Origin of the sequence: Bifidobacterium sp. B4111 (genome assembly GCF_026537235.1) — a bacterium.
Taxonomy (GTDB): Bacteria; Actinomycetota; Actinomycetes; order Actinomycetales; family Bifidobacteriaceae; genus Bombiscardovia.
In genome coordinates, this window is sequence record NZ_JAFNMO010000001.1 from 301,150 (window position 1) to 322,307 (window position 21,158).

Below are 21,158 nucleotides of genomic sequence, written 5' to 3' on the forward strand. Positions count from 1 at the left end.
GCAATAAGTAAAGAACGGAGAACGTTGATGAAACGGAAAGTTATTTTGGATTCTGACCCCGGCCATGACGATGCTGTGGCGATTCTCTTGGCTGTCGGCAGTCAGGCGATTGATCTTTTAGGCGTCACTACGGTAGGCGGCAATCAGAGCCTTGACAAGGTGACATACAATGCCAGGGCTGTGCTTGAAATGGCACATGCGACGGATGTGCCAGTGCATGCTGGGTGCGACAGACCATTGGTTCGCCCTCAGGAAGTCGCTGCCTCCATTCATGGTGAGACAGGCCTGGATGGCGTCACGTTGCCAGAACCGACCCGTCCGTTGGATGCTGGTCACGCCGTCGACTGGATCATTGACACGGTAATGAAAAATGAACCAGATACTATAACTTTGGTCCCTACCGGTCCGCTGACCAACATCGCAATGGCCGCCCGCAAGGAACCGCGGATAGTCGAACGGGTCAAGGAAGTCGTCCTTATGGGCGGTGGCTATCATGTCGGTAACTGGAGTGCTGTTGCTGAGTTCAATATCAAAGTGGATCCGGAGGCTGCACATGTGGTTTTCAATGAGCCATGGCCGGTCACTATGGTCGGTTTGGATTTGACCCATCAGGCCCTCTGTACTCCAGAGGTTCAGAAGCGCATAGAAGGCGTTGGAACTGATTTGGCCCATTTCGTTAGTGGACTCATGGACTTCTTCAGGAAATCCTACAAAGACAACCAGGCGTTCGTCGACCCTCCCGTTCATGACCCCTGCACAATTGCGTATCTGATTGATCCAAACATCGTCAAGACTCATCGCTGCCCAGTTGATATCGAGCTGAGAGGAGAGCTGACGACCGGGATGACCGTGGCGGATCTGCGTGGTCCGGAACCCAGTCCTGAAGATTGCCATACTCAGGTTGCCGTGAAGCTGGACTTCGACGGTTTCTGGAACCTGATTATTGATGCCATCGAAAAGATAGGATGAGCGATGACTAAGGAATCCTCTAAAATCCTTGATCAGGGCGGCAAGTCAATTGTTGCCCTGATGACGGCCCTGATGGCTGCCGTCTTCGCTTTCCAGCTCAATGCTTCCATGCTCTCTCCCGCGCTGACGACTATGGAGCATGAGTTGCATACTACGAGTTCTCAAATCGGACTTTCTCAGACGGTATTCTTCACCTCTTGCGCTGTCTTCTCGCTCTTCCTTCCTAGATTGGGTGACCTGGTCGGCCGCAAGAAGGTGCTTTCGGGCATCCTGGTTCTAACCGCCATTGGCTGTGTGATTTCGGCCTTTGCGCCCAACGTGCTCGTGCTTATGATTGGACGAGTCGTTCAAGGGGTTGCAGGCCCTGTTGTCCCTATGACGTTGATTATGTTGCACGCGCAGGTTACAGAAGATTCTAGGTACGCCAGGCTCATGTCCATTCTCACCGCCGTAAATGGCGGCATCGGCGGGGTTGATGCCTTGCTAGGCGGATGGTTGGCCGGGACCTTCGGTTTTCGCTCAGTATTTTGGTTTATGGTTGCTGTTGCCGTATTGGCCATCATACTGGTCGCCGCTTTTGCCCAAGAAAGTCACGCAGCACAGACACCGCGCATGGACTGGGCTGGCGTGATATTTCTTTGTATTGCATTCGTTTGCGCGTATTTCGCCATCAATGAGGCCGAGAAACTGGCTGCGGCCAACTGGTTTATGGTATGCATTGAATTGGTGGTAGCTGCACTGTTCTTCGTGATCTTCTGGAATACGGAGAAGAGAAGCAAAGCTCCTATGGTGACAACAGCTTATCTGAAGCAACGGCGTACTTGGGGGCTTTTGCTGACCACGTTGACCACAATGGTAGGCGTCTTCGCAATCATGAATGGAGTGGTACCCGCGTTGGCTCAGGATTCCAAGGTCGGTGCCGGAATGAGTGCCAGTGTGGTTTCGTTTGCGACTTTGACTCCATATGCGCTCGTCGGTTTGGCTTTTGGACCTGTTGCCGGGATACTGGCATCAAAATATGGGTATCACAAGGTACTTCGTGCAGGTCAGCTGGTGAGCATAGTAGGTGTTGTTTTCGGCATTTATGTTTGTCTGTCGCCAAGCGTCTGGTCTCTGGTGGTGATGTCACTGCTTCTGGGTGTTTCATACGCGGGAACGGTCAATATCATGCTGAATGGCCTCGGTGTGGTGCTTTCGCCAGCTGACAATACCGGGTATCTTCCGGGGTTGAACTCAGGCGGATTTAATCTAGGAGCCGGGCTGAGTTACGCCGTACTATACGCCATAATGAACCTTGTAGCCGGTACGTCCGGCGCTCAGGCAGGTTACGTCTCCTCCATGATCGGCTCTGCTGTCCTTCTGGTCCTTGCGTTCCTTTGCTCTTTCCTCATTCCAAAGCAGGATGAGGTCCAATAGACATTGGACGCACTGGCAGCAGTTTTGTTGGCCTTGTTCAGCTTGAGATTAAGAAAGATAGTTCAGGACGGCAAGATTGCGTCCTTGTAATTCGTTCTTAAACATTTGGAAGCTATCGGCGATGAAAAGGTGTTTGGCATCATTGCGATTCCCGATCCGGAGCGAATGAGCGACAGGTAGTATTGCGCCGATAGGGGTCCTGCGAATGCATGGATTCGCAGGACCCCTTTCTGTGCCTTGCGGGTATCCGACAAGAGTCGGAAGTCGGGGCCAGACAGGCTAGCGGCCAGTAGGCCCCGATAAGCCGACCGTAGGCACAGCAGCGGAAAATAGCGCCATGAGGGGTCCTGTAAGCCTCTGTCAGGCGCGTAAACTAAGTGAGGAATTCGTTCGCCGGAGGTGACCATGCAACATCGGGTGATCGGGCTGCTGAAAAACGAGACCGTTCTGGTTGTCGCGGCAGTCATCGCTCTCATATCCTGCATCCTCATTCCTCCCGACAGGCAGTATCTGGGCTATATCCATGTCAATACCCTCACCCAGCTGGGTTCTCTGATGATGGTGGTCTGCGGCTTTCAGCGCATCGGGGTCTTCCACGCCATTGGCGCCGGCCTGCTGAGTCGTGTCCGCTCGGTGCGGGGCCTGGCTTTGGTTCTGGTTTCCCTGCCTTTCTTCTCCAGCATGTTCATCACGAACGATGTAGCCCTGGTTACCTTTGTGCCCTTCGCCATTGCTGTTCTCATCATGGCTGGTTTGGAAAGCCATGCTCTGCTGATCGTCACCCTGATGACGTTGGGCGCCAATGTGGGCAGCATGCTAACGCCCATCGGCAACGCCCACAACTTATATCTCAAGGCCCGCTCCGAGATGCCTACTGGTGAGTTCCTCTTCCTTATGGTGCCTTATGCCCTGGTCGCTGCCCTGATGCTCTTCCTGTGCTGCTGGTTTGCCTTCAGGAATCGGCATCTTAACAAGTTCGAGGGCATGGATCCGCAGGAGATTCGCCGCAGCGTATTGGCGCCCAGGGAGGATGAGATACAGCCTCAGGTGAAAGAGATGCAGCAGTCCAGCGGCTGGCGCATCGCCATCTACCTCCTTCTCTTTCTTGTCTGCCTGCTGGGCGTGGCCAAACTGATATCCCAATGGGTTATGGTTCTGGTGGTAGCGGTGACCTTCTTGATCTGCGATAGGGGGGTCTTTCTGCATGTAGATTGGGGACTCCTGCTGACCTTCGTGGCTTTCTTCGTTTTCATCGGCAATGCGAGGAGGATTCCCCAGTTTTATAACCTGGTCAGCGGCCTGGTCAATATCCATCCTCTGATTACCTCGGTCCTGTGCAGCCAGGTCATCAGCAATGTGCCCACAGCCCTTCTGGTCTCAGGTTTTTCGACAGCCTGGCACCCGATCATTCTTGGCACCAACCTGGGCGGGCTCGGAACCTTGGTCGCTTCGATGGCCTCGCTGATTTCCTACAAGGCCGTAGTCAAGCAGTATCCGGGCAAGAAAGGCGAGTACCTGAAAATCTACACCGTTTTTAATCTGCTCTTCCTCGTCGTGTTGCTTGGCATGGCCCTGCTGCTGGAGTAGACTACCCCCATCAACCAGGAATGGTGCCGCTGACATTGAGAGGGAGGCAGCGACGGTGGAACCGGACCCGTGCGCGTCTAAGTCCAATGACACAGGGATATTGTCCAGGCAGAATCTTGGAATTCTGGTTGGAATCATGGCCTTGGCCATCATGTCGCGGTTTGACTCCATCATTTCTCCCTCCGTGGCGGCCATCCAGGCATCCTTTCCTCGCACTGATCCTTCCACCGTTGAGTCTGTGGTTTCCATCGGCTCTTCGGCTGCTATAGTTTCCGCCCTTTTATTCGGTCACCTCTTGACCAGAATGAGTTTCAGAACCGCTGGCTGCATCAGCTGTCTGTGTGTCGCGCTGGGCGGCTTGATGCCCCTTTTTGTGCACAGCAGTGTAGGCCAGCTGCTCTTGTTTGCCTTGGTTGTCGGGTTTGGCGTGGGCATCGCCACTACGGTTCTACCCAGCCTGTCGGCCAGGTTCTTCCGTGGAGAACAGTTGGCGGTGCTGATGGGATTGGTCCTAGCTGTTCAGGATGGCTCTTCCATGTTGGTTCTTGCTCTGGGCGGTGTCCTGGCCAAGGGAGGGTGGCTACACAACTATTGGCTCTATTTTCTGGCCTTGCCCGCCCTGGTCTTGGTCATCTTCATGGTTCCTGGGGTCGGCGCCGTCGAAGAGGAGTCGGAAAAGGCCGTAAGATCTGAGGCGTCGTCGTCTAAAAAAAGTGGACAATGTTGGTGGGCTACCATTTCCTGCATTCTCATTGGGTTTCTGAGCATTTTCCTGGTCGCGGTCCTGTACAACAAGCTCGCGGTATACATAGCCAAGTATGGTTTGGGCGGCACCAGTGCTGCCGGGGTGGCCCTGATGTTCAACACGGGTTCCTCAGTCGTGATCGGGCTTAGCATCAACGGCATCAAGCGGGTATGCCAGCAATGGACCATTCCGGTTGCCTTCCTTTTGATGGCCCTGGGCGCCCTGCTCTTCCTGACCACTCGCTCGTTCCCGCTGGTTTGTTTATCGGCATTTCTGATTGGTTCGGGCAGTGCCATCAATATGGCCACCTGCCCCTACTATCTGTCCAATCTGACTGAGCACAAGCGCTATCCGCTGGTCATGGGGGTCTTTTCAGCCACCACCAGCCTTGGTTTTACGGCATCCACCTGGGTCTTCAAGGCTTTCTCAACAGTGTTTGGCCTGGATCCGGTGACCGGCAGTTTCATGGGCATGCTGATCATTGCTCTGCTGGCTGCCGTCATTCTCTCGCTTGTCCGCTTCCAGAGCTGTGTCGAGTCACGCTTCATTGAGCGATAAGCCACTCTTTTAGACAGTGTGAGCCAAAAGTGAAGCATTGTCGCTCACTTATCGAGACAGGTAGGGATTGCCGGTGATGACGAACCTTCGCAGAGTCTCCTTGGCATGGGATATGCCTATTCGGGGCGTTGCCGTGATGGTCTCGTCCTGGGCCAGTCCGTAAGCTGCCAGACGGATGGGTGGTTTTCTGAGGTCATGGCCGTAGTAGCGCTTGTCGATGTCCAATGCCTGGCAGAGCTTGGCGGGACCGTTGGTCAGATCCCGGTCCGGATGACGTCCGTGCCTGTAGATGCGCAGAAGGTCCAGACCCTGCACTGGTTGACAGGCCCGAATCAGCACACCGGCGCCGAACCCGTCCTCCTGGCAGGAGATGTTCAGGCAGTAGTGCATTCCATAGGTGAAGTAGACATACATGTGTCCGCTGAGGCCGAAGAGGGCGGCGTTGCGAGCCGATTGCCCATGGTAGGCATGGCTGGCCGGATCATTCTGATCGTAGGCTTCGGTTTCCACGATCCGTACCCTGGCCTGTTTCCCTTCCGACTCGTAGTCCCGGATGATCAGGCAGCCCAAAAGCAGACGGGCGGCTTCCTGCACAGGGCAGTCCAGAAAGTCTGGGAAGACCAGGTGATCGTCCTGGCTTGAACCGGCCTTCATTCCATTTGGTCCTTGCGGACCCAGACCGCGCGCTGGCCGCGCGATTCCGGCTGGATGCAGACGAAATTATCCTGGTGGGGCAGGGCGGCGACCTGTGGATGGTCGTGATCGTAGGATCCCTGGGCCTGGGCGCCGCCGGCATCACCGACTTGGGCGAAGAAGTCTTCGGAGGCATCCTTGAACCAGGTCCATTCCTCTGGCAGATCCTCTTCATAGAAGATGGCCTCTACCGGGCAGACGGGCTCGCAGGCACCGCAGTCGATGCATTCGTTGGGGTTGATGTATAGGTTCCTGGGGCCCTCGTAGATGCAGTCCACCGGGCATTCGTCCACGCAGGCCTTGTCCTTGACGTCCACGCAGGGCTGGGCAATCACGTAGGTCACTGCTTTACTCTCCTTTTTGATCGACTGTCTGCTTTGGCTACTTTCAAGAAGCATCCTTTTGGCGATGACAGGGGTTTCAACACTACATGGGCTTTTTTGTCGCCGGTCCCCTTATTGTTGCCGTCCGCTAGTCCTTGGATCATTCCTAGATGAATCTTGCAGATAATGGGGTGGTTGCTGACGCTTTCCAGAAAGGGGCATGCGGTCAGATACAGACTTGCTGAATCCGGCCGCGCTCTCACCGGTGCAAAACCTAAGGTGGTCAGAGCATCCAGCAGTGTCTGCGTCATGCTCGATGGCACGCTTTTTCCTGCATTGATCTTGTCCTGCCGAGCTAGAGTACGACCCCATGCCTGCCCCGCTTTCAAGGCGGCCTCATTCCTGCTCCTTGTGTCGGGACAGGCGGTTTCCAGTGCCAGGCAGAGCGAGGAGATCATATCCTCTCTGGCTCGGTTCATGGACGTGGGGGAGTAGATGACAGCCGGTCTGCCTCGCCCGGTTGAATGATCGTCGCTGTCTGTTCTCTGACGGACTGCCTCGCCCTGTTCGACCAGACGTTCAAGATGGAAACGAGCGGTCGTCGGATGGATGCCGAAGGCTGCTCCGACCTGCTGTGCGGTTACACCTATACCGGTCTCTTCGGCCGCCGTATGAAGGTAATCCAAGATTGCAGAGCGAATCTCCTCCCCGCGTCTGCGCTTGCGGGAGGTTCGAATCTGTTGCTCATGGGCTTGAATTTTCTGACTCATCGATTAAATTGTATACCTATCAAATCAATTATCAACCCAGGACAAGGCGGACAGACTCATGCAGGATGACCGGAAGATGCGTAAGTCCGGCGGCAGAATGGCCGTGCCCAGGTCCAGGGTGGCCCTTCTCGTCGGGGCGGGTCTGGCTGCACTGCTTGGTCTTGTAGCGGCGCTGATTCGCGCGGATCTGATTCACCCCTCAGGCAGGGTGCCCCTGGCTGATCTGCACGGCGGGCTCATGGTCTATGGGTTTTTGGGCGCTGCCATTGGCCTGGAGAGGGCAGTGGCCTACCGCAGCGGCGGATCCAGCAAACCCTCCTGGGGATTCTTGGCTCCTGCCTTGGGCCTGCTGGGGTCTCTGCTCTGCCTGTTGTCATTGCTGGCTTCAAGCCGCAGTGCTGTCCCGGCATGGGTCAGGGTGGAGCTTTTCGGCGGCATTCCATGGACTTTGTCCATGTTGGTCCTGACAGCCATGTACTTGGCCATCTGGCGTCGGCAGCCTTCTGCAGAGGTGCTCATACAGGTTCTCGGCTCTCTGGTGGGTCTGGTCGGGGCCGCTGGCTGGGTTGCGGGATTGGACGCCTCGGTTCTGGCTCCAACCTGGCTCTTCTTTCTGATTCTGACCATCGTGGGGGAGCGGGTGGAGCTGGCCAGGGCGGTCTTTTCGGATATCCGTCTTGAATCGGGAATTCTTGGTCTGAGCTTCCTGACCGTCCTGATGCTGCCGGTCCAAGCCATGGCGCCTGCGGTCGGTTATCCGCTTCTAGGGCTGTCCCTGGGTCTGCTCCTCCTGGTCATGGCCAGTCACGACGTGGCCAAGGGGACCTTCCGCCATGGCGGCCTGCCAGGATTCATGGGCACCTGCATGTTGTCGGCCTATGCCTGGGGACTGCTGGCTGCCCTCATCTGGATGGTGGCGCCCCTGGACTCCAGCACCTACTGGGGCGATATGGCACTGCACACGTTGGCTGTGGGATTCATCATGACCATGGTTATCGCCCATGTCTGCATGATCGTTCCTTCGGTCATTCGCAGGCCTCTACCCTTTCACCCCCTTCTCTGGGGCGCCTGGGGACTTATGCAGGTTGGTTTGCTGATCAGGCTCATTGGGGCCATCCGGCTCTACACGCCCTTGTGGAAGGCGGGGAACCTCCTGAATGTTCTGGGAATTCTCTCCATGATGCTGACCGTGGTGTATCTGGCTGCTCGTGGGAAGCAGATTCTGGCATCCAAGCGTTACTGTCGGCGCCAGCCCGAGGGCTCGCAAAACGAACGCGTGGGGACCCTGGCATTGAGGACGGACCTGATTGCCACCTCGGCTACTGTGCTGGTCCTGGTGGCCGCCGTGGTTGTGATGGTCCTGCGGCCGACGCTGGCTGTTTCGGTCGGGGCAGTGCCCAGTGCCGGGGGCGTTCAGGAGGCATCGTCGAAGGGTGTTCAGCCGACTGGTCACACCAGCAGAGCCTCAATCAGGGTAAAGGGGATGGCTTTTGTGCCGGATGCCATCACCATCAGGGCAGGCGACCGGCTGGTTGTGGATTTTCAAAACACCGGGGATCAGCGGCACGACCTGGTTTTCGCCAACGGCAAGAGCACGGGATCCGTCCCTGTAGGCCAGAGTGTTTCGGTTGACGTGGGGGTCCTGGGGGGCGACACACTGGGCTGGTGCTCGTTGGCAGGGCATCGCCAGATGGGCATGGAGCTCAAGGTCAAAACCAAGGGTGGAATTGTTGCCGAACAAGGTCAGTCCTCCGCTGGGAAGACAGCCCTGGGCCATGTCCCGTCAGCAGCCAAGCTCAAGTCGCAGGCCGAGAAGAACGACCCTGCCAAGGCGGCTCTTCCACCCCTGGATGATCAGGGGAAGGCGGGAACAAGAAAGTACACGTTGGAGGTCAAAGAGCGCAAGGAGCAGGTGGCGGCAGGGCTCGAGCGTACGGTCTGGAGCTTCGACGACGCGAGCGATCCACGGGATAAGGAATCGCGGCCCCTGGCTCAGGGCCCGGTGCTCAGAGGCCGGGTGGGAGACACCTTTGAAGTGACCATCAGAAACAAGGGAAACATGAGCCATTCCATCGACTTTCATGCCGGCCCGGCCGTCCCCCAGACCATGATGCGCAACATAGAGCCGGGCAAGGAACTCTTGTACACCTTCACTGCTGATCGGGCCGGCATTTGGATGTACCACTGCAGCAGCGATCCCATGTCAAACCACATAGCCAACGGCATGTATGGGGCGGTGGTCGTGGATGACGGCACCCTACTGCCAGTGGCTGCGGAGTATGTTCTGGTCCAGTCTGAAATTTATCTGGGATCCAATGGAGGGACTGCCGATCCTGAAAAGGTGGCGGCCATGAGCCCGGACATTATGACCTTCAATGGACGGGCCTTTCAATATGACGCCCATCCGCTCAAACTGGGGAAGGGGCAAAGGGTTCGCATCTGGGTTCTGGATGCCGGACCCAACCAGCCGTTGTCCTTCCATATTGTGGGAACCCAGTTCGATACGGTCTGGACTGAGGGCCGCTATCTGATCGGTGGAGGTTCTCGAGGGAATTCCGCCGCTGCCTCATCCTCATCAGCCGGAGCCCAGGTCCTGCCCCTGCTGCCGGCCCAAGGCGGCTTTGTAGAGCTCAAGGTCGATCAGCCTGGCGACTATTCCATAGTCAACCACGTGATGAGCCTGGCTGAAAAGGGCGCTCACGGCATCCTGCGGGTGTCGTGACGCGATCAGACGACTTCTGTGCCAAGCTCTGCTGATTGTCTTGTCTTCTCCAATCCTGCAGCTGGAGTACCTTGCCGTCCATGTGATAAGGCAAACCTGGATGTGAGCCAAAAACTTGCGCACCTTCAACGATGTCCTAGATCGAAGAGATGAGAGAGCTGATGAAGAGAACGAAGATGATGATCAGCAGCTGTGTAACCCCATGCCTGGTCTTACCAAAAGATAAAAGTTCTGTATGCCGAAGCAGTCCAAGAAAAAGCCAGGATGGCCGCTGTGACCTTCAATTTGTTCGATCTGCCCGGTCCGCTGACATATCGGACCTGAAGCTGCCAAGGCTAAACTTGGGCCGGACCACTGGCGCCGTCGGTTTTAGGGGAAATGTGCTAGACAAGCAGGCAAACACGAGGTCTAGCATATAGATATGAGTCAGAGCGGATGTTCATATGCCATCATGCTGACCAACTTCGATTCAGAGGAACAGTTGAGCGATTGGAATCGGGTCAGGCATCTATGCAACCACAATCTAAAGTGCGATCAAAAGCGCGTTCCAGAGGTGAACTCGAAGTTCTGGTCAGAGGGTCATGACGGCGTAAGCATCTGCGAGAGAACCATTCAGCAGCATCCAGAGTTTCTTGAACGATTTGCCGGCATTCTCAGAACGGCATTCCTTTATAGTCCTCAGGTTCTTGTCACTAACGCAGAGCTCTTTGATGGTATCTATTTTCTGGCATTTGGTCCTGATGTAGTTCTTGACCTTCTGGGACAAAATGGTTATGAAAAGCCTTTCCTCACCGTATCCGGCAGACAACCGACCTTGGAGCAATGTCTGTTGCGGTTCACTACAGTGCCGCCCGATAATCAGCAGCAACTTTCGTCTGAAGGAGAGGCGGTTGACTTGACGGATATAGGTACGCTGCGTCCGCTGGAGTATCAAGTTTTACAAAAGACCGTCACTTCTGAAGAAAGTCAAAGATTTGCACCACAGGCTAGAGCTGTCTTGAATGGGCATGCAGGCGATCATCGGTCGATAGCTCAGAGGATCGCTTGCTTGTATGCTGCATACTGCCAGCAAGACCTGTCTGATGATACCTGCCGATTGCTGGCTCAGCGCTGGCAGGAATGGATAGATGCGGAACAGAAGGGTCTCATTAGGTATGAGCAACAACGTTCTCAAACCGGGTCGAATTGCGGCATCGTCCGCAGCTTCAATGATGCCTTTCTTCCTGTTGTCAGTGAAAACGCCGATTGCCTGCGTTCCTGGTGTTCTGCTTCCAATGCGAACGAGACAGAAAAGACCGCATTCCGGAATGTTTTGGACAAGATAAGTCAGAACCGAGACGATCCAAGGCCTTTGCGCTTATCAGGCAGTCGGCCTTGCCGGTAGGTAGGGCTGATTGCAGTAGGACCATGGAATGCGACCAGCAAACGCTGGTAGACTGGTACCAGTTCGTCTACCGCTTAGCAATGGCGGATTATCTGGGCTGCTGCCTTATGGCTGTACAAAGCAAACCGAATTCGTATGAGCGCTTTGCAGGCCGGACCGGTGGGCGCTCATTGATGCTGTCGGGCAAAGTCACAGAATTGTTGGGGCATATGCCTTCCGCGTGTTTTGTGCAGTTCTGTTATCAGTCAAGAGACGCGATCCAACAGTGGCGTAATTGTCGACCGAACGCTCCGGACTCTGACCAGCAGCGGCATATTCGCAACATTGCATATTGTGTGCAGAAGTTTGCATCACAGCTTGATCGAAAGCAGGACAACTCAAGAATCATCAAACAGTTCATTGTGACCCTGATTCTCGCATCCATATCTGTTATCTGCGACAAGGTTATTTTTTCAGGATCAATGTCCATTATCCTGATATTGATTGCGGCCTGGTTTATTGAAGCATTTCCCGAGTTGCTGACAATGGTGGAGTGGATGCACGACCAGCATACGGCAACACAAACTATGGTATTCGCTCAACGGTAATTATTGACCAGGAAGGTGACTGTGAAAAACGCTGATGAGCTGAGGCCCGGTAGTCCTTTACAGGAAATAAGACGTAGAAAAGTCTTCGAGGAAGCGGGGGGAGCTGACTTTACCGTGACTGCTGTGGATGTCAAGGTGAGGGATACGGGTGCAGGTATGACCTTGCACGTGGCATCTGTCAAACAGGGTCAACCAGGCGTGATTTGCGTGACAGTCGTAGAACGAGGGGGAGAGGATTTCTGCCTGATAGCGCGCCACTGGCGGGTCGCTGTAGAAGACTGGCTGTGGGAATTTCCGCGAGGCATGGGGGAGCAAGGCGAGAATCCCCAGACCACAGCCATTCGCGAATTGCATGAAGAGACTGGATTGCGTGCTCAGCCTGACGCCGTCCGTCAGTTGCACAGGCTTCATGTCGATGCCAGGGTGCTTCAAGACGACGTGCGAGTGATGGAAATACGGCTTGATGACGTTCCATCTATTCCTATGCTCGATAGCTTCAAACAAGGCGGTGATTGGGAACTAGAGGATTTTCAATGGCTGCGGTCAGCTGATATTGCCAATATGATCTGTGATGGACGACTGATTGATGGGCCTACCATATCTGCATTCTCAATACGAGAGATTGATAAGCAAAGGCAATGAGTCTGTAGTGTGATTTGTATATTTGCGGTCTGCTGCGCAGAGCTCGGATTAATTGCGTGCTTTATATGACAATTGCCACCAATGAGTGAACCGTTGTCGGCAGTCGTCAACTACTGCGAATCGTCTTACTCATTATTTTCTTCCTCATTCTTAGAAGATATGAGTTTGTTTGTCTCCCTGCTTTTGTCAGAGGAGCAGGGAGGGCTATTGGTGACCCCGGAGAGATTCGAACTCTCGACCTACAGATTAGAAGTCTGTTGCTACACGTATACTGGCCATGGCGCTCGCAGAGAGGAATGGCGTTTTTAAGCCGTTTGCACGGCTGTAGTAGGGCTGTGACATGTCTATGGACTTGCTGTAGGATGGCACACAAATGGCACACAAGGTCAGCAGATGAGGAGTCGGCATGCCTAAGAAGAGGGCCACGGGGGCAGCGAAACCATACACGTACTGGAGCACCTACACGGTGAAGCACCATGACGGCACCATTGAGAAGAAGCGGGTGCAGCGGTGGAAGATACAGATCGACCTGGGGCGTGACGCGGACGGTGTGCGCCGCAGGAAGACCTACACGGGCAAGACCAGCAACGCGGTCAAGGAGAAGCTCAAGGACGCCAGGGAGCAGATCGCCAGCACCGGCACCATCTCCGACGATTCCGCCCGTCTGTACAAGTACGTGCAGTTTTTCCTCGCCTCGGCCGAGCAGCGGGTGTCGCCCAAGACCTATACCGCGTACCGGGGGTGCGTCACCAAATACTGCAAGGACTGGATGGGCCTGAAGATGGTCCAGTTCGTGCCCACCACCATCCAGAGCATCCTGGACCAGGCCAGGGAGGACGGGCGGTCGGTCAGCTACCGGCACCAGCTGTGGACCTGCTTGGATCAGATCTTCGACCTGGCCATGGGGGACCGGGTCATCAAGATCAACCCCGTCAAGGGGGTCAAGGTGCGGGGTCAGTCCGAGGTGGATACAGGCCGGCGGGCGTTCAGTGTGCCGGAATTGAAGGCGATGCTGATGGCCACGCTGGACATGCCGCCAAGCGAGGGGGCCATCTGGTGGTGGAGGATACTCACCGGCATGCGCCAGGCCGAGATACTCGGCGCGCAGATCCGATGCCTGCACCTGGACGCTGAGCAGCCCTGGTACGAGGTCAAGACCACCCTGGCGGAGATACCCCGCGTGCATGGGTGCGGCAAGAAGAAGGACGGCAAGTGGCCGTGCGGACACCACTTCGGGGCCCGATGCCCCAAGGCCCGGTGGCGGGTGCCCGACGGGTACGTCATGGAGCAGCTGGAGGGGCGGCTGTGCCTGATAACCCCCAAGTCGGGCAAGTCCCGGCCCGTGCCCCTGGTGCCCGAGCTGGCCGAGGTCATGCGCCGCTATCTGCAGGCCACCAAGGACTGGCCCAACCCATACGGCCTCATCTTCAGGAACCGCGACGGGAGCCCGCGCATATGGAAGACCGACGGCGCTGAATTCCGCGCCCTGCTCACCAAGGCCGGGATGGACCCTGCGGAGCGCACCGGGCATGAGACCAGGTACAGCGCCGTCACCCTCATGCGCAAGGCGGGCAAGGACACCAAGGCCATCGAGGAGATGATCGGCCACACCAGCGTCAAGGTCGACGACATCTACACCACCATCGACAGCGAGCAGAGGGCCGACGCGGTGGAAGCCATCCCCCAGGCGCTCCAACTGCCGCCCTCGCTGCAACCCTCCGGCAGAGAGCCCACAGCGGAGGAGATCAAAGCCGAGCAGGAACGTCGGCGCAAGCATTGGACACAATCACGCAAAGGCATCGGCGGCCGTAAGCCACGCAAGAAACAGGACACGAAATAGCCCAGACGCAGCGACGGCAGTCAAAAGCAGGCAGACAAACAAAAGCCCCGCCGAAGCGGGGCTCATATTTTGCCTTACTTGAACAGGTTCCAGATGCTGAACGTCGTCTTTCGGTAGATCTTGTTGTAGGCGGCTTTCCTTGGGTTCCGTATCCACCCCATGCCTTTCTTCCCGTATCCGGGGATGAGGGCCTTCTTTGCCTGCCGCTTCCACTTGCCCGTGGTCCGTGCCTTGATGGAGCGCTTGGGGCTAGGCTTGCGCATGCCGAACTTCATGTCTATTTTTCCATGTGCGACTGCAGGTACTCGGAAAGACCATCGAAGAATTTGGTGAGGTTCTTCGCGTTCTTGGATCCTTGCCATATGGCGTTGCCACCTATCTTTGCAGCCACGGTGACGTTGACCTTCGCTCCGTCCCCGCTTGGGGAGACGACCGCTGTCATCTTCTCGCCCCATGTCGTCATGCTGATGCCGGTGTTGAAAGTGCAGGAGCAGGAAAGATCATCGGCGTGCTTAAGAGCGAAGCGGCTCGACTCTTCTAGCATCCCTTTCATCCCGTTGTACACAATGCTGACCGGGAGATTGTAATAACGCTCCTGCGCATCCTGATTTCCACCGAATAGTCCCATTTCATTCGTCCTTTCCTTGCGTCTTCGGTGACTATCAGCAGATTATCAGCTGGCTCCTACGGTGATTGTGCTTATTGGACTAACTCTGTGCTTTGCAGTGCATGTGGCTTGAATCGAGTATGCGCTGGTAGTCCTGGATGATTTGTATGGTGACGTCGAGTTCGCAGGCGATCTGGTAGGGGTCGCCTTCGTACATGGCTTCCGCCATCTGGTATTGGAGTGGGTTGACGAGCTTCAACGCTGCTTCGCGTCGCGTCCGGTTTTCCAAGCGTGAGCCGTAAACGCCGTCCCTGGTGGCATCGGCGTGCTGCCAGTGGATGAGTTCGTGGACGAGGGTGCAGCGTTTCTGGCAATAGATGAGCTGCCTGTCGATGAGGATGGTCCTGGTGGCTTCATCGTAGAAGCCGGTCATGCCTGCCGGCAGGAGAGCGCTGCCAATGGTGACGTTCAGGGTTTCGGCGTAGCGGCGCATCTGCCCGTACGTCATCGTCGATGTCAGGCCGTCAAGGAGCCTCGGGCTCTTATCTGCCATCGCCGCCTCGAGCCTCCTTCTCCTTGTTCGGATCGTTCATGGCCGCCAGGGTCTGGTCGCCGACCTTGACCTTGTCCAGTACGTAGGCCACCTTCTCATCGTCGGGAAGCTGGGAGAGGTCCAAGTGGGTCTTCTTAATTGTATCGGCCCTTTCCGCTGCGTTGCTGAGGATAAGGAATGGGTCGACACCCATGGCCTTGGCTAGCGCATCGATGTCCTCGGTGGTGAAGCTGGTATCCCCGCGCATCTTTCTGAAGAATGTGGATCGTCTGATGCCGGAGCGTCGGATAAGCTCCTGGGTCGTCATGCCCACTTCCTGCCGAGTGGACTCGATAGTTTTGATTGCTTGGTCAGTGAACGTGTCTAACTGTTTCATAGTCCTCATAGTAACCAATTTTGGCACTTTTTACAATAAGTCCCGTTTTGAGTTGACAGATAGTCCCAAATATGGCACTATCAAGGTGTGCCAGAAATGAGACTTAAGCAATCCTCCACCCGGGTCATCCGGGCAGTGAGGGCGGAAGCGGCCCGTTGCGGGTACAGCGGCAAGGACGTAGCAAAAGCATTGGGCAGGGACCCGAAATATGTATACGAGCGATTCAGGTTTCAGAGGCCATTCTCAACCGAGGATCTGAATCAGGTGGCTGAATGGCTTGGCATCACCTTTGACGATTTGATTAAATCAGCGGAATTCGATGCCTCCATGCATAGGCAAGAGCTGTCTGACAGCGGGCTGGCGGCGTGACATGAGTGCCATTGTTTGGTATGCGCTTGCTACCACGTGCTGCCTAGGCGTGGTAGTGGCCAATCTGGGTTTGATCTTCCGCCAGCTCCGGCTTGTCAATAAAAGACTTGCTTTATTGGAAGCTTCGAGAGCCTGTACTTCCGGCAGTGGGCTATGCGACGGTATGGGGCCTGATGCCAAAGAACCTTCACGCAAATGTCGTTGTCGGGGATTGGACCGTCATAAGGCCACCCAGATCCCCACTCGCTCTCTTTAATCTTGCCTTCCTTGTCGTGGACCGTCACTGACAGCGAGAGGTATTCGCCTGGCTGAAGGTAGGCGTTTTGAGATGAGTTTTGGTGGTTTCTGTTTGTTGCGGAACTGTGAGGAGCTTCGATGCTGCAATCCAGCGCTTGCCCATTGCCGTCGTTGACTGCGGCGACAAAGCAGGAGATTTCGCCATCTTTGACGATATCCATTGAATTGACGAACACGGAGAAGCTGGGCCTTGGTCTTTCAATCACTCTTTGGACTATAGCGATTCCGGTGAAAAGGGCGGTCAGTACCCCGGTAAGGACCAGCCAAGCATTCGTATCCATAAACAATATTTTCCCACAGAAGAAGAATGCCGCAGCTAGCACCTGCGGCGATGACAAAGAAAGTAGGTAAACGTCCAATGTCTACTGACATTATACAGCCCTTCGATTTTAAGGGCCATCAGGTCAGGACCCTGACCTTTGAGACGGGGCAGACCTGGTGGGTGCTCAAGGATGTGTGCGACGCGCTTGAGCTCACCAACCCAAGCCGGGTGGCGCAGCGTCTGGACTCTGATGAGGTGACCAAGTTTGACCCTAAGGCTGGGTTAGGGTCACGCAGCAACGAGCCTGTGAACATCGTCAACGAATCCGGTTTGTACAAGATCGTGCTCCGCTCGGACAAGCCACAGGCCAGGGAGTTTCAACGCTGGGTCACTCATGATGTGCTGCCTTCTGTCCGCAGGCATGGTGCTTACATGTCTGAGGATGTGGTCGAGCGCACCCTCACGGACCCTGATTATCTGATCCGTCTGGCTACCGCCCTCAAGGACGAGCGTGCGGCCAGGACAGTGGCCGAGCGGCAGGTGGTTGAATTGCAGCCCAAGGCCAAGGCTTTGGACCTGCTGGCCGACGCTGCCGGATCCTATTCGGTGGCCGAGACGGCGAAGATGCTCAGCGGTGCCGGATGCGCGATGCGCGTCAAGGACCTGGCCGACTGGCTGTCCTCTCACGGTTGGGTGTATCGGCGTGACAGTCATTGGGTCGCCTCGCAGGAGCGGGTGAAGAACGGTCATCTGATGATGCGCGCCTATCAGAGCACCGGCCGGCTCAAGGACGGCTCCCCGTTCGCGTTCGCCCCGCAGGTGAGAGTGACCGCCAAGGGATTGAGCCTGATCGCAAGGCATGTCAGCCAGGACCGGCTCGATGCAGTCCAAAGCAAGGATCTGAGGAGGGCCGCATGACAAAGGCACTCTTGCGTGAGGACGAGGCCAAAGACTATGTGGGAGGGCTCCCCGAGCGTACCTTCGACTTGTATTTCGGCGATCGTGTCATCCGACTCGGCAATCGCAAATACTACCGTCCCGAGGATCTTGACGATGTCGTAGCCAACTTTGCATATGGCTCTCAGCCGGAGGCAGGCAAATGAGCAGGGAGGAGCTGGCTTTGCTTGATTTGGAGCGTCTTGACCCGGCGACTCGCGCCCTCTACGGGCTGGGGGGTGGGTCTGATGGCTCTGATCACCCCTTATGAGATCCGGTGCAGGCTGTTTACGACCAGGGGCTTTTTCCATCAGGGGTATGACGCTGACGAGGTGGATGATCTGCTGGATGATGCGGCGGACAGTCTTGAGCAGGTGAGCCTGTGGGCGCTGATCGTCGCCAGCCGACAGCACGCATTCAATAGCAATCACAGACGCCGTCGGCGCTCGCTGAAGAGACGACGGAAAACAATCAAAAACAATCGTAAAGGGAAGAACTATGAGTGAGAAGCCATGGTATGAGGGCATTGCCCGCGATGAGATAGAGGGCAAGCATGTGCGGGCTGTCATGGACAGCGGCACGGTGATTGAGGGTCGTCTGGCATTTTGGGGTAAATGGATGGTCACGGCGGGGAGTCCCATCGAAGGAAACTACGTGCTGGGGGGCTCCGAGGAAAGCCGCTGGGAGCTGACTGAAAGAGTGGAGTGCCTGGACCTGGTGTGGGATGAGCGCGACTGGACGCGGATTGATGTCAGGGATCTGCGTGACGGGGATGCCGTGGTGGCCAATGGCAGGCTGTACAGGGTGGCTGTGTCGTGGGTGCATGAGGATCCTCCGCAGGTGGTCACGGATACTCCGAGTCGGATGCGCATCGACTTGAGCCTGGTGTCCTGTGCTCTCCGGCGCAAGACGAAGGTGCATATCCCTGCGACAGCTGGTTTTTACAAGGATAGGACGGGGTCGTACTGGGTCAGGGCCTGGATGCCGGGCCACGACAAGCCGTGGCGTGCCGTGGATCCGTACGCTTTTGATTTCCCTGTCCGGAGCGAGGATGAGATGTTTTCTCGCATGCCTTTGACCCCGGTGCATTTTGTGGACGGGAGAGCGCCCAAGCCCGGCGACGAGCTGGCATCGGTCATGAGGATTACCTCCAAGGGAGTCACGTTTACGACGGAGGCCGCCTGATGATGCAGGTACCTGATGCTGTGGGCGTGTATGAGGACGGGGACGGCGACCTGTGGGTCCGGTTCCAGGACGGCTATGACAAGTGGCTGCACTTGGTCCAATACATGGTCCAATGGAAACCGAACCTGATTAACCGCTCCTGGATGAGCGAGTTCGTCACCGACAATGATGTGGCGGAGCACCTGCCGCTGAAGCGCGTTTCGGACGGGAAGGGGAAGAATGCATGAGATGGCTGTTTGCGGCCGCCGTCTGCGGCACGATGGGCTTCTTCAGCACTGTCTGGACCCTTGTATATCCGCAGCTGGGTCTGGTGGACCTGGCAGCCCTGGCCGGCTTCGGCTGGTGCCTGGAGAGAGGCGAGCGCTCATGAGCCTGCCAGTAAAGAGCGGCTGCCCGTGTGCCGCCTGCGCGCAACTCACGTCGGGCGTATGCGATAGGTGCCATTCATCCTCCTGCGCTCGCGCACAGTGGCACGGGTACATGTGCAATGCCGAGGCGGAGGATCTGCACCGCACGACCAGGCGGTATCAGCATGCGGATGATCCAATAGATTTCAGACCTTATAGGTGGAGGAAGTGACATGGCTGGAGACACGTATCTGACGGTGGTGGGCAATCTGACGGCCGACCCGGTGCTGCGCACCACGTCCAACGGAGGCACGGTGGCGAACCTGACCATCGCCTCCACGCCCAGGCAGTACGACAGGAACACAAGCCAGTGGGAGGACGGTGAGGCGCTGTTCATGCGCTGCTCGGCCTGGGACTCCACCTACAGTCACATGGCTTCGAACATCCAGGCCAGCCTGTCCAAGGGGATGCGGGTGATCGCCCACGGCCGGCTGGTGCAACGCTCCTACCAGGACAGGGACGGCAACAACCGGAGCGTGATGGAGCTGCACCTGGACGAGATCGGGCCCGCCTTGTCCCGGAACACCGCCCAGGTGACCAAGAACCCCACCAGCACCAGCAACAACGGCGGACGGCAGGCGCATGGTTCGACCCTGCCGCCGCAGGACCCATGGGGAGGAGCAGGCAATGACGAGCCAGAATTCTGACCAGTCAGGGTCGCGCAGGGAGACGACGGCGATGCTCGGCAGGCTGGTCGAACGCCGGCTCAACTCCAGGCATTACTACTGGGCTTCCGAGGTCAGCTTCGACAAGGGCACACCCCAGGAGCGGCGCATCGACTACGTGGGCTTCAAACCCTTCACCCCCAACTATGCGGTGGAGCCGACCAGCGTCGAAAAAGGCATCTTCGTCTGCTACGAGGTCAAAAGCTGCATGGCCGACTTCACATCGGGCAACGGCTTGACCTTCTACGGGGATGTCAACTATTTGGTGTGTCCGCTCAGCCTGTACGAGCAGCTGGAGGAACAGGAGATCATGCTCGAAGCAGTCAACGCCGTCCTATGCCCGTCACGCTCCGGACTCAGCCTCATCCCGCACCCCGCCTTCGGCTACGACCCCCAGAAACAGTCATACCGGAAACGCGTGGCCAGCGAAATGCTCTGGCAGATCGTACAGGCCAATCATGAGAGGGAGCAGTCATGAGCCGGCAGAAGGACAAAGGCACCAGATACGAGACCGCCGTCCTGGACTACCTGCGCTCCCGTATCGGCGACCCGGAGGGCATGATCCACCGGGAGGCCCTGCATGGGAACGCGGACGAAGGCGACATCAAAGGCCTGTACATCCACACCAGAAGCCTGATCCTCGAATGCAAGAACAAGAAACGCTTCGCGCTCGCAGACTGGATGGACCAGGCCAGGCTGGAGGCCGCGAACGCCGGAGCCGACTACGGGATGGTGGTCTTCCACCGTCCCGGCATGGGCGCCACGCATATGGGCGACCAGTACGTGCTCATGGACCTGGACACCCTCGCCCGGCTCGCAGGAGCAGAAGACGAGGAGGACAGCCATGCGTGACATGCGCATCATCATCGCCGCCGGACACACCCGACAGACTTACGCCGACGAGCTCCTGCTGGCCGACCAGCTGGACGACATCCACGACAAATGCTTCGGAGGCCAAGGCACCACCCTCATCCCAGTCATCCTCCCACCCGGCGTCATCGACATGACTAGCCGCCTGGCAGACACCCGCGGCTGGACAACGCAGATCTACACCTACGACTACATGAAACACCCCGAAAACGGCGCACAGCTGAGCAACCAGAACATCATCAGCCACGGAGCAGACCTGCTCCTGGCACTGCCAGACGCGCTCGCGGACGGCCCGAGCCCGGGCACTTGGGACATGATCCGGCGTGCTGTGGCTGCCGGCATCGAGACCAGGATCTACCCGGAGGCCGCGTCATGACCATCGATGATATGCGCGC

At 56.8% G+C, this 21,158-nt stretch carries 27 protein-coding genes and 1 pseudogene; 20 read left to right on the forward strand and 8 right to left on the reverse strand.

What is annotated here, in order from left to right; translation table 11 throughout:
* The first annotated feature begins 27 nt into the window (after window positions 1–27).
* From J3T93_RS01400 to J3T93_RS01415, 4 genes are all read left to right on the forward strand, one after another.
* A complete protein-coding gene (locus J3T93_RS01400) occupies window positions 28–969 on the forward strand; it encodes a nucleoside hydrolase (RefSeq protein WP_267430591.1) in 942 nt (313 codons plus the stop codon).
* A 3-nt stretch (window positions 970–972) separates the two neighbouring features.
* A complete protein-coding gene (locus J3T93_RS01405) occupies window positions 973–2,385 on the forward strand; it encodes an MFS transporter (protein WP_267430243.1) in 1,413 nt (470 codons plus the stop codon).
* Between the two features lie 405 nt (window positions 2,386–2,790).
* A complete protein-coding gene (locus J3T93_RS01410) occupies window positions 2,791–3,972 on the forward strand; it encodes an SLC13 family permease (protein WP_220237441.1) in 1,182 nt (393 codons plus the stop codon).
* A gap of 151 nt (window positions 3,973–4,123) precedes the next feature.
* Window positions 4,124–5,275, forward strand: coding sequence for an MFS transporter (locus tag J3T93_RS01415; protein ID WP_267430244.1), 1,152 nt, complete (start codon window positions 4,124–4,126; stop codon window positions 5,273–5,275).
* Window positions 5,276–5,323: 48 nt separating this feature from the next.
* Here J3T93_RS01415 and J3T93_RS01420 read toward each other — a convergent pair whose 3' ends face one another.
* The 3 genes from J3T93_RS01420 to J3T93_RS01430 are packed head-to-tail and all read right to left on the reverse strand — an operon-like array spanning window position 5,324 to window position 7,061.
* The gene (locus tag J3T93_RS01420; protein ID WP_267399597.1) at window positions 5,324–5,929 is read right to left on the reverse strand and encodes a DNA-3-methyladenine glycosylase; all 606 of its coding nucleotides are present in this window, start codon (window positions 5,927–5,929) and stop codon (window positions 5,324–5,326) included.
* The gene (gene fdxA / locus J3T93_RS01425) at window positions 5,926–6,312 is read right to left on the reverse strand and encodes a ferredoxin (RefSeq protein WP_267399599.1); all 387 of its coding nucleotides are present in this window, start codon (window positions 6,310–6,312) and stop codon (window positions 5,926–5,928) included. The genes J3T93_RS01420 and fdxA overlap by 4 nt, the downstream gene beginning before the upstream one ends.
* Entirely contained in the window at window positions 6,309–7,061 is a 753-nt protein-coding gene (locus J3T93_RS01430) for a helix-turn-helix transcriptional regulator (RefSeq protein ID WP_267430245.1), read from the reverse strand. The genes fdxA and J3T93_RS01430 overlap by 4 nt, the downstream gene beginning before the upstream one ends.
* Window positions 7,062–7,119: 58 nt before the next feature.
* Here J3T93_RS01430 and J3T93_RS01435 point away from each other — a divergent pair, with 58 nt between their 5' ends.
* From J3T93_RS01435 to J3T93_RS01455, 5 genes are all read left to right on the forward strand, one after another.
* Window positions 7,120–9,783, forward strand: a complete 2,664-nt coding sequence (locus tag J3T93_RS01435) for a multicopper oxidase domain-containing protein (protein WP_267430246.1) — start codon at window positions 7,120–7,122, stop codon at window positions 9,781–9,783.
* A gap of 421 nt (window positions 9,784–10,204) precedes the next feature.
* A complete protein-coding gene (locus J3T93_RS01440) occupies window positions 10,205–11,167 on the forward strand; it encodes a hypothetical protein (protein ID WP_267430247.1) in 963 nt (320 codons plus the stop codon).
* A 23-nt stretch (window positions 11,168–11,190) separates the two neighbouring features.
* Window positions 11,191–11,754, forward strand: coding sequence for a hypothetical protein (locus J3T93_RS01445; RefSeq protein WP_267430248.1), 564 nt, complete (start codon window positions 11,191–11,193; stop codon window positions 11,752–11,754).
* 21 nt (window positions 11,755–11,775) lie between these two features.
* Complete coding sequence (locus J3T93_RS01450; protein ID WP_267430249.1) at window positions 11,776–12,396, forward strand: NUDIX hydrolase; 621 nt, start codon at window positions 11,776–11,778, stop codon at window positions 12,394–12,396.
* A gap of 406 nt (window positions 12,397–12,802) precedes the next feature.
* Complete coding sequence (locus tag J3T93_RS01455; RefSeq protein ID WP_267430250.1) at window positions 12,803–14,236, forward strand: tyrosine-type recombinase/integrase; 1,434 nt, start codon at window positions 12,803–12,805, stop codon at window positions 14,234–14,236.
* 74 nt (window positions 14,237–14,310) lie between these two features.
* On the opposite strand, the gene J3T93_RS01460 is transcribed toward J3T93_RS01455, so the two are convergent.
* From J3T93_RS01460 to J3T93_RS01475, 4 genes are all read right to left on the reverse strand, one after another.
* Window positions 14,311–14,511: a hypothetical protein gene (locus J3T93_RS01460; protein WP_267430251.1), complete on the reverse strand. Its 201-nt coding sequence runs from the start codon at window positions 14,509–14,511 to the stop codon at window positions 14,311–14,313.
* Window positions 14,512–14,513: 2 nt separating this feature from the next.
* On the reverse strand, window positions 14,514–14,864 hold the full coding sequence (locus tag J3T93_RS01465; protein ID WP_267430252.1) for a hypothetical protein: 351 nt from the start codon (window positions 14,862–14,864) through the stop codon (window positions 14,514–14,516).
* 79 nt (window positions 14,865–14,943) lie between these two features.
* Entirely contained in the window at window positions 14,944–15,396 is a 453-nt protein-coding gene (locus J3T93_RS01470; RefSeq protein ID WP_267430253.1) for a hypothetical protein, read from the reverse strand.
* Window positions 15,386–15,703: a helix-turn-helix domain-containing protein gene (locus tag J3T93_RS01475; RefSeq protein WP_267430254.1), complete on the reverse strand. Its 318-nt coding sequence runs from the start codon at window positions 15,701–15,703 to the stop codon at window positions 15,386–15,388. The genes J3T93_RS01470 and J3T93_RS01475 overlap by 11 nt, the downstream gene beginning before the upstream one ends.
* A 165-nt stretch (window positions 15,704–15,868) precedes the next feature.
* On the opposite strand from J3T93_RS01475, the gene J3T93_RS01480 reads away from it, so the two are divergent.
* Entirely contained in the window at window positions 15,869–16,141 is a 273-nt protein-coding gene (locus J3T93_RS01480; protein ID WP_267430255.1) for a helix-turn-helix domain-containing protein, read from the forward strand.
* Between the two features lie 95 nt (window positions 16,142–16,236).
* Here the strand turns inward: J3T93_RS01480 and J3T93_RS01485 are convergent, their stop codons facing one another.
* On the reverse strand, window positions 16,237–16,719 hold the full coding sequence (locus J3T93_RS01485; RefSeq protein WP_267430256.1) for a hypothetical protein: 483 nt from the start codon (window positions 16,717–16,719) through the stop codon (window positions 16,237–16,239).
* 77 nt (window positions 16,720–16,796) lie between these two features.
* On the opposite strand from J3T93_RS01485, the gene J3T93_RS01490 reads away from it, so the two are divergent.
* From J3T93_RS01490 to J3T93_RS01535, 10 genes and pseudogenes are all read left to right on the forward strand, one after another.
* Window positions 16,797–17,618 carry a phage antirepressor gene (locus J3T93_RS01490; protein WP_267430257.1) on the forward strand — a complete coding sequence of 274 codons (822 nt, stop codon included), beginning with the start codon at window positions 16,797–16,799 and terminating at the stop codon, window positions 17,616–17,618.
* Window positions 17,615–17,803 (forward strand): hypothetical protein, encoded by a 189-nt coding sequence (locus tag J3T93_RS01495; RefSeq protein ID WP_267430258.1) that lies wholly within the window; start codon window positions 17,615–17,617, stop codon window positions 17,801–17,803. The genes J3T93_RS01490 and J3T93_RS01495 overlap by 4 nt, the downstream gene beginning before the upstream one ends.
* Window positions 17,804–17,824: 21 nt before the next feature.
* Window positions 17,825–18,142, forward strand: coding sequence for a DivIVA domain-containing protein (locus J3T93_RS01500; protein WP_267430259.1), 318 nt, complete (start codon window positions 17,825–17,827; stop codon window positions 18,140–18,142).
* Window positions 18,135–18,821 (forward strand): hypothetical protein, encoded by a 687-nt coding sequence (locus J3T93_RS01505; protein ID WP_267430260.1) that lies wholly within the window; start codon window positions 18,135–18,137, stop codon window positions 18,819–18,821. The genes J3T93_RS01500 and J3T93_RS01505 overlap by 8 nt, the downstream gene beginning before the upstream one ends.
* A complete protein-coding gene (locus J3T93_RS01510; protein ID WP_267430261.1) occupies window positions 18,821–19,048 on the forward strand; it encodes a hypothetical protein in 228 nt (75 codons plus the stop codon). Before J3T93_RS01505 ends, J3T93_RS01510 begins: the two co-directional genes overlap by 1 nt.
* Window positions 19,045–19,191 carry a hypothetical protein gene (locus J3T93_RS01515; protein ID WP_267430262.1) on the forward strand — a complete coding sequence of 49 codons (147 nt, stop codon included), beginning with the start codon at window positions 19,045–19,047 and terminating at the stop codon, window positions 19,189–19,191. Before J3T93_RS01510 ends, J3T93_RS01515 begins: the two co-directional genes overlap by 4 nt.
* 210 nt (window positions 19,192–19,401) lie before the next feature.
* Window positions 19,402–19,854 (forward strand): annotated as a pseudogene (locus tag J3T93_RS01520) (single-stranded DNA-binding protein); the annotation flags it as partial.
* Window position 19,855: 1 nt separating this feature from the next.
* The gene (locus J3T93_RS01525; RefSeq protein WP_267430263.1) at window positions 19,856–20,371 is read left to right on the forward strand and encodes a hypothetical protein; all 516 of its coding nucleotides are present in this window, start codon (window positions 19,856–19,858) and stop codon (window positions 20,369–20,371) included.
* Entirely contained in the window at window positions 20,368–20,745 is a 378-nt protein-coding gene (locus J3T93_RS01530; protein ID WP_267430264.1) for a hypothetical protein, read from the forward strand. The genes J3T93_RS01525 and J3T93_RS01530 overlap by 4 nt, the downstream gene beginning before the upstream one ends.
* The gene (locus J3T93_RS01535; protein WP_267430265.1) at window positions 20,738–21,139 is read left to right on the forward strand and encodes a hypothetical protein; all 402 of its coding nucleotides are present in this window, start codon (window positions 20,738–20,740) and stop codon (window positions 21,137–21,139) included. The genes J3T93_RS01530 and J3T93_RS01535 overlap by 8 nt, the downstream gene beginning before the upstream one ends.
* The last annotated feature ends 19 nt before the right edge of the window (window positions 21,140–21,158 follow it).

What these genes read in the sequence shown, in the direction of transcription:
- J3T93_RS01400 (WP_267430591.1), top strand. Translation starts at nt 28, where the DNA reads ATGAAACGGAAAGTTATTTTGGATTCTGACCCCGGCCATGACGATGCT.
- J3T93_RS01405 (WP_267430243.1), top strand. Translation starts at nt 973, where the DNA reads ATGACTAAGGAATCCTCTAAAATCCTTGATCAGGGCGGCAAGTCAATT.
- J3T93_RS01410 (WP_220237441.1), top strand. Translation starts at nt 2,791, where the DNA reads ATGCAACATCGGGTGATCGGGCTGCTGAAAAACGAGACCGTTCTGGTT.
- J3T93_RS01415 (WP_267430244.1), top strand. Translation starts at nt 4,124, where the DNA reads ATGTCGCGGTTTGACTCCATCATTTCTCCCTCCGTGGCGGCCATCCAG.
- J3T93_RS01420 (WP_267399597.1), bottom strand. Translation starts at nt 5,929, where the DNA reads ATGAAGGCCGGTTCAAGCCAGGACGATCACCTGGTCTTCCCAGACTTT.
- J3T93_RS01430 (WP_267430245.1), bottom strand. Translation starts at nt 7,061, where the DNA reads ATGAGTCAGAAAATTCAAGCCCATGAGCAACAGATTCGAACCTCCCGC.
- J3T93_RS01435 (WP_267430246.1), top strand. Translation starts at nt 7,120, where the DNA reads ATGCAGGATGACCGGAAGATGCGTAAGTCCGGCGGCAGAATGGCCGTG.
- J3T93_RS01440 (WP_267430247.1), top strand. Translation starts at nt 10,205, where the DNA reads ATGAGTCAGAGCGGATGTTCATATGCCATCATGCTGACCAACTTCGAT.
- J3T93_RS01445 (WP_267430248.1), top strand. Translation starts at nt 11,191, where the DNA reads ATGGAATGCGACCAGCAAACGCTGGTAGACTGGTACCAGTTCGTCTAC.
- J3T93_RS01455 (WP_267430250.1), top strand. Translation starts at nt 12,803, where the DNA reads ATGCCTAAGAAGAGGGCCACGGGGGCAGCGAAACCATACACGTACTGG.
- J3T93_RS01460 (WP_267430251.1), bottom strand. Translation starts at nt 14,511, where the DNA reads ATGAAGTTCGGCATGCGCAAGCCTAGCCCCAAGCGCTCCATCAAGGCA.
- J3T93_RS01465 (WP_267430252.1), bottom strand. Translation starts at nt 14,864, where the DNA reads ATGGGACTATTCGGTGGAAATCAGGATGCGCAGGAGCGTTATTACAAT.
- J3T93_RS01470 (WP_267430253.1), bottom strand. Translation starts at nt 15,396, where the DNA reads ATGGCAGATAAGAGCCCGAGGCTCCTTGACGGCCTGACATCGACGATG.
- J3T93_RS01475 (WP_267430254.1), bottom strand. Translation starts at nt 15,703, where the DNA reads ATGACGACCCAGGAGCTTATCCGACGCTCCGGCATCAGACGATCCACA.
- J3T93_RS01480 (WP_267430255.1), top strand. Translation starts at nt 15,869, where the DNA reads ATGAGACTTAAGCAATCCTCCACCCGGGTCATCCGGGCAGTGAGGGCG.
- J3T93_RS01485 (WP_267430256.1), bottom strand. Translation starts at nt 16,719, where the DNA reads ATGGATACGAATGCTTGGCTGGTCCTTACCGGGGTACTGACCGCCCTT.
- J3T93_RS01490 (WP_267430257.1), top strand. Translation starts at nt 16,797, where the DNA reads ATGTCTACTGACATTATACAGCCCTTCGATTTTAAGGGCCATCAGGTC.
- J3T93_RS01495 (WP_267430258.1), top strand. Translation starts at nt 17,615, where the DNA reads ATGACAAAGGCACTCTTGCGTGAGGACGAGGCCAAAGACTATGTGGGA.
- J3T93_RS01505 (WP_267430260.1), top strand. Translation starts at nt 18,135, where the DNA reads ATGAGTGAGAAGCCATGGTATGAGGGCATTGCCCGCGATGAGATAGAG.
- J3T93_RS01510 (WP_267430261.1), top strand. Translation starts at nt 18,821, where the DNA reads ATGATGCAGGTACCTGATGCTGTGGGCGTGTATGAGGACGGGGACGGC.
- J3T93_RS01515 (WP_267430262.1), top strand. Translation starts at nt 19,045, where the DNA reads ATGAGATGGCTGTTTGCGGCCGCCGTCTGCGGCACGATGGGCTTCTTC.
- J3T93_RS01525 (WP_267430263.1), top strand. Translation starts at nt 19,856, where the DNA reads ATGACGAGCCAGAATTCTGACCAGTCAGGGTCGCGCAGGGAGACGACG.
- J3T93_RS01530 (WP_267430264.1), top strand. Translation starts at nt 20,368, where the DNA reads ATGAGCCGGCAGAAGGACAAAGGCACCAGATACGAGACCGCCGTCCTG.
- J3T93_RS01535 (WP_267430265.1), top strand. Translation starts at nt 20,738, where the DNA reads ATGCGTGACATGCGCATCATCATCGCCGCCGGACACACCCGACAGACT.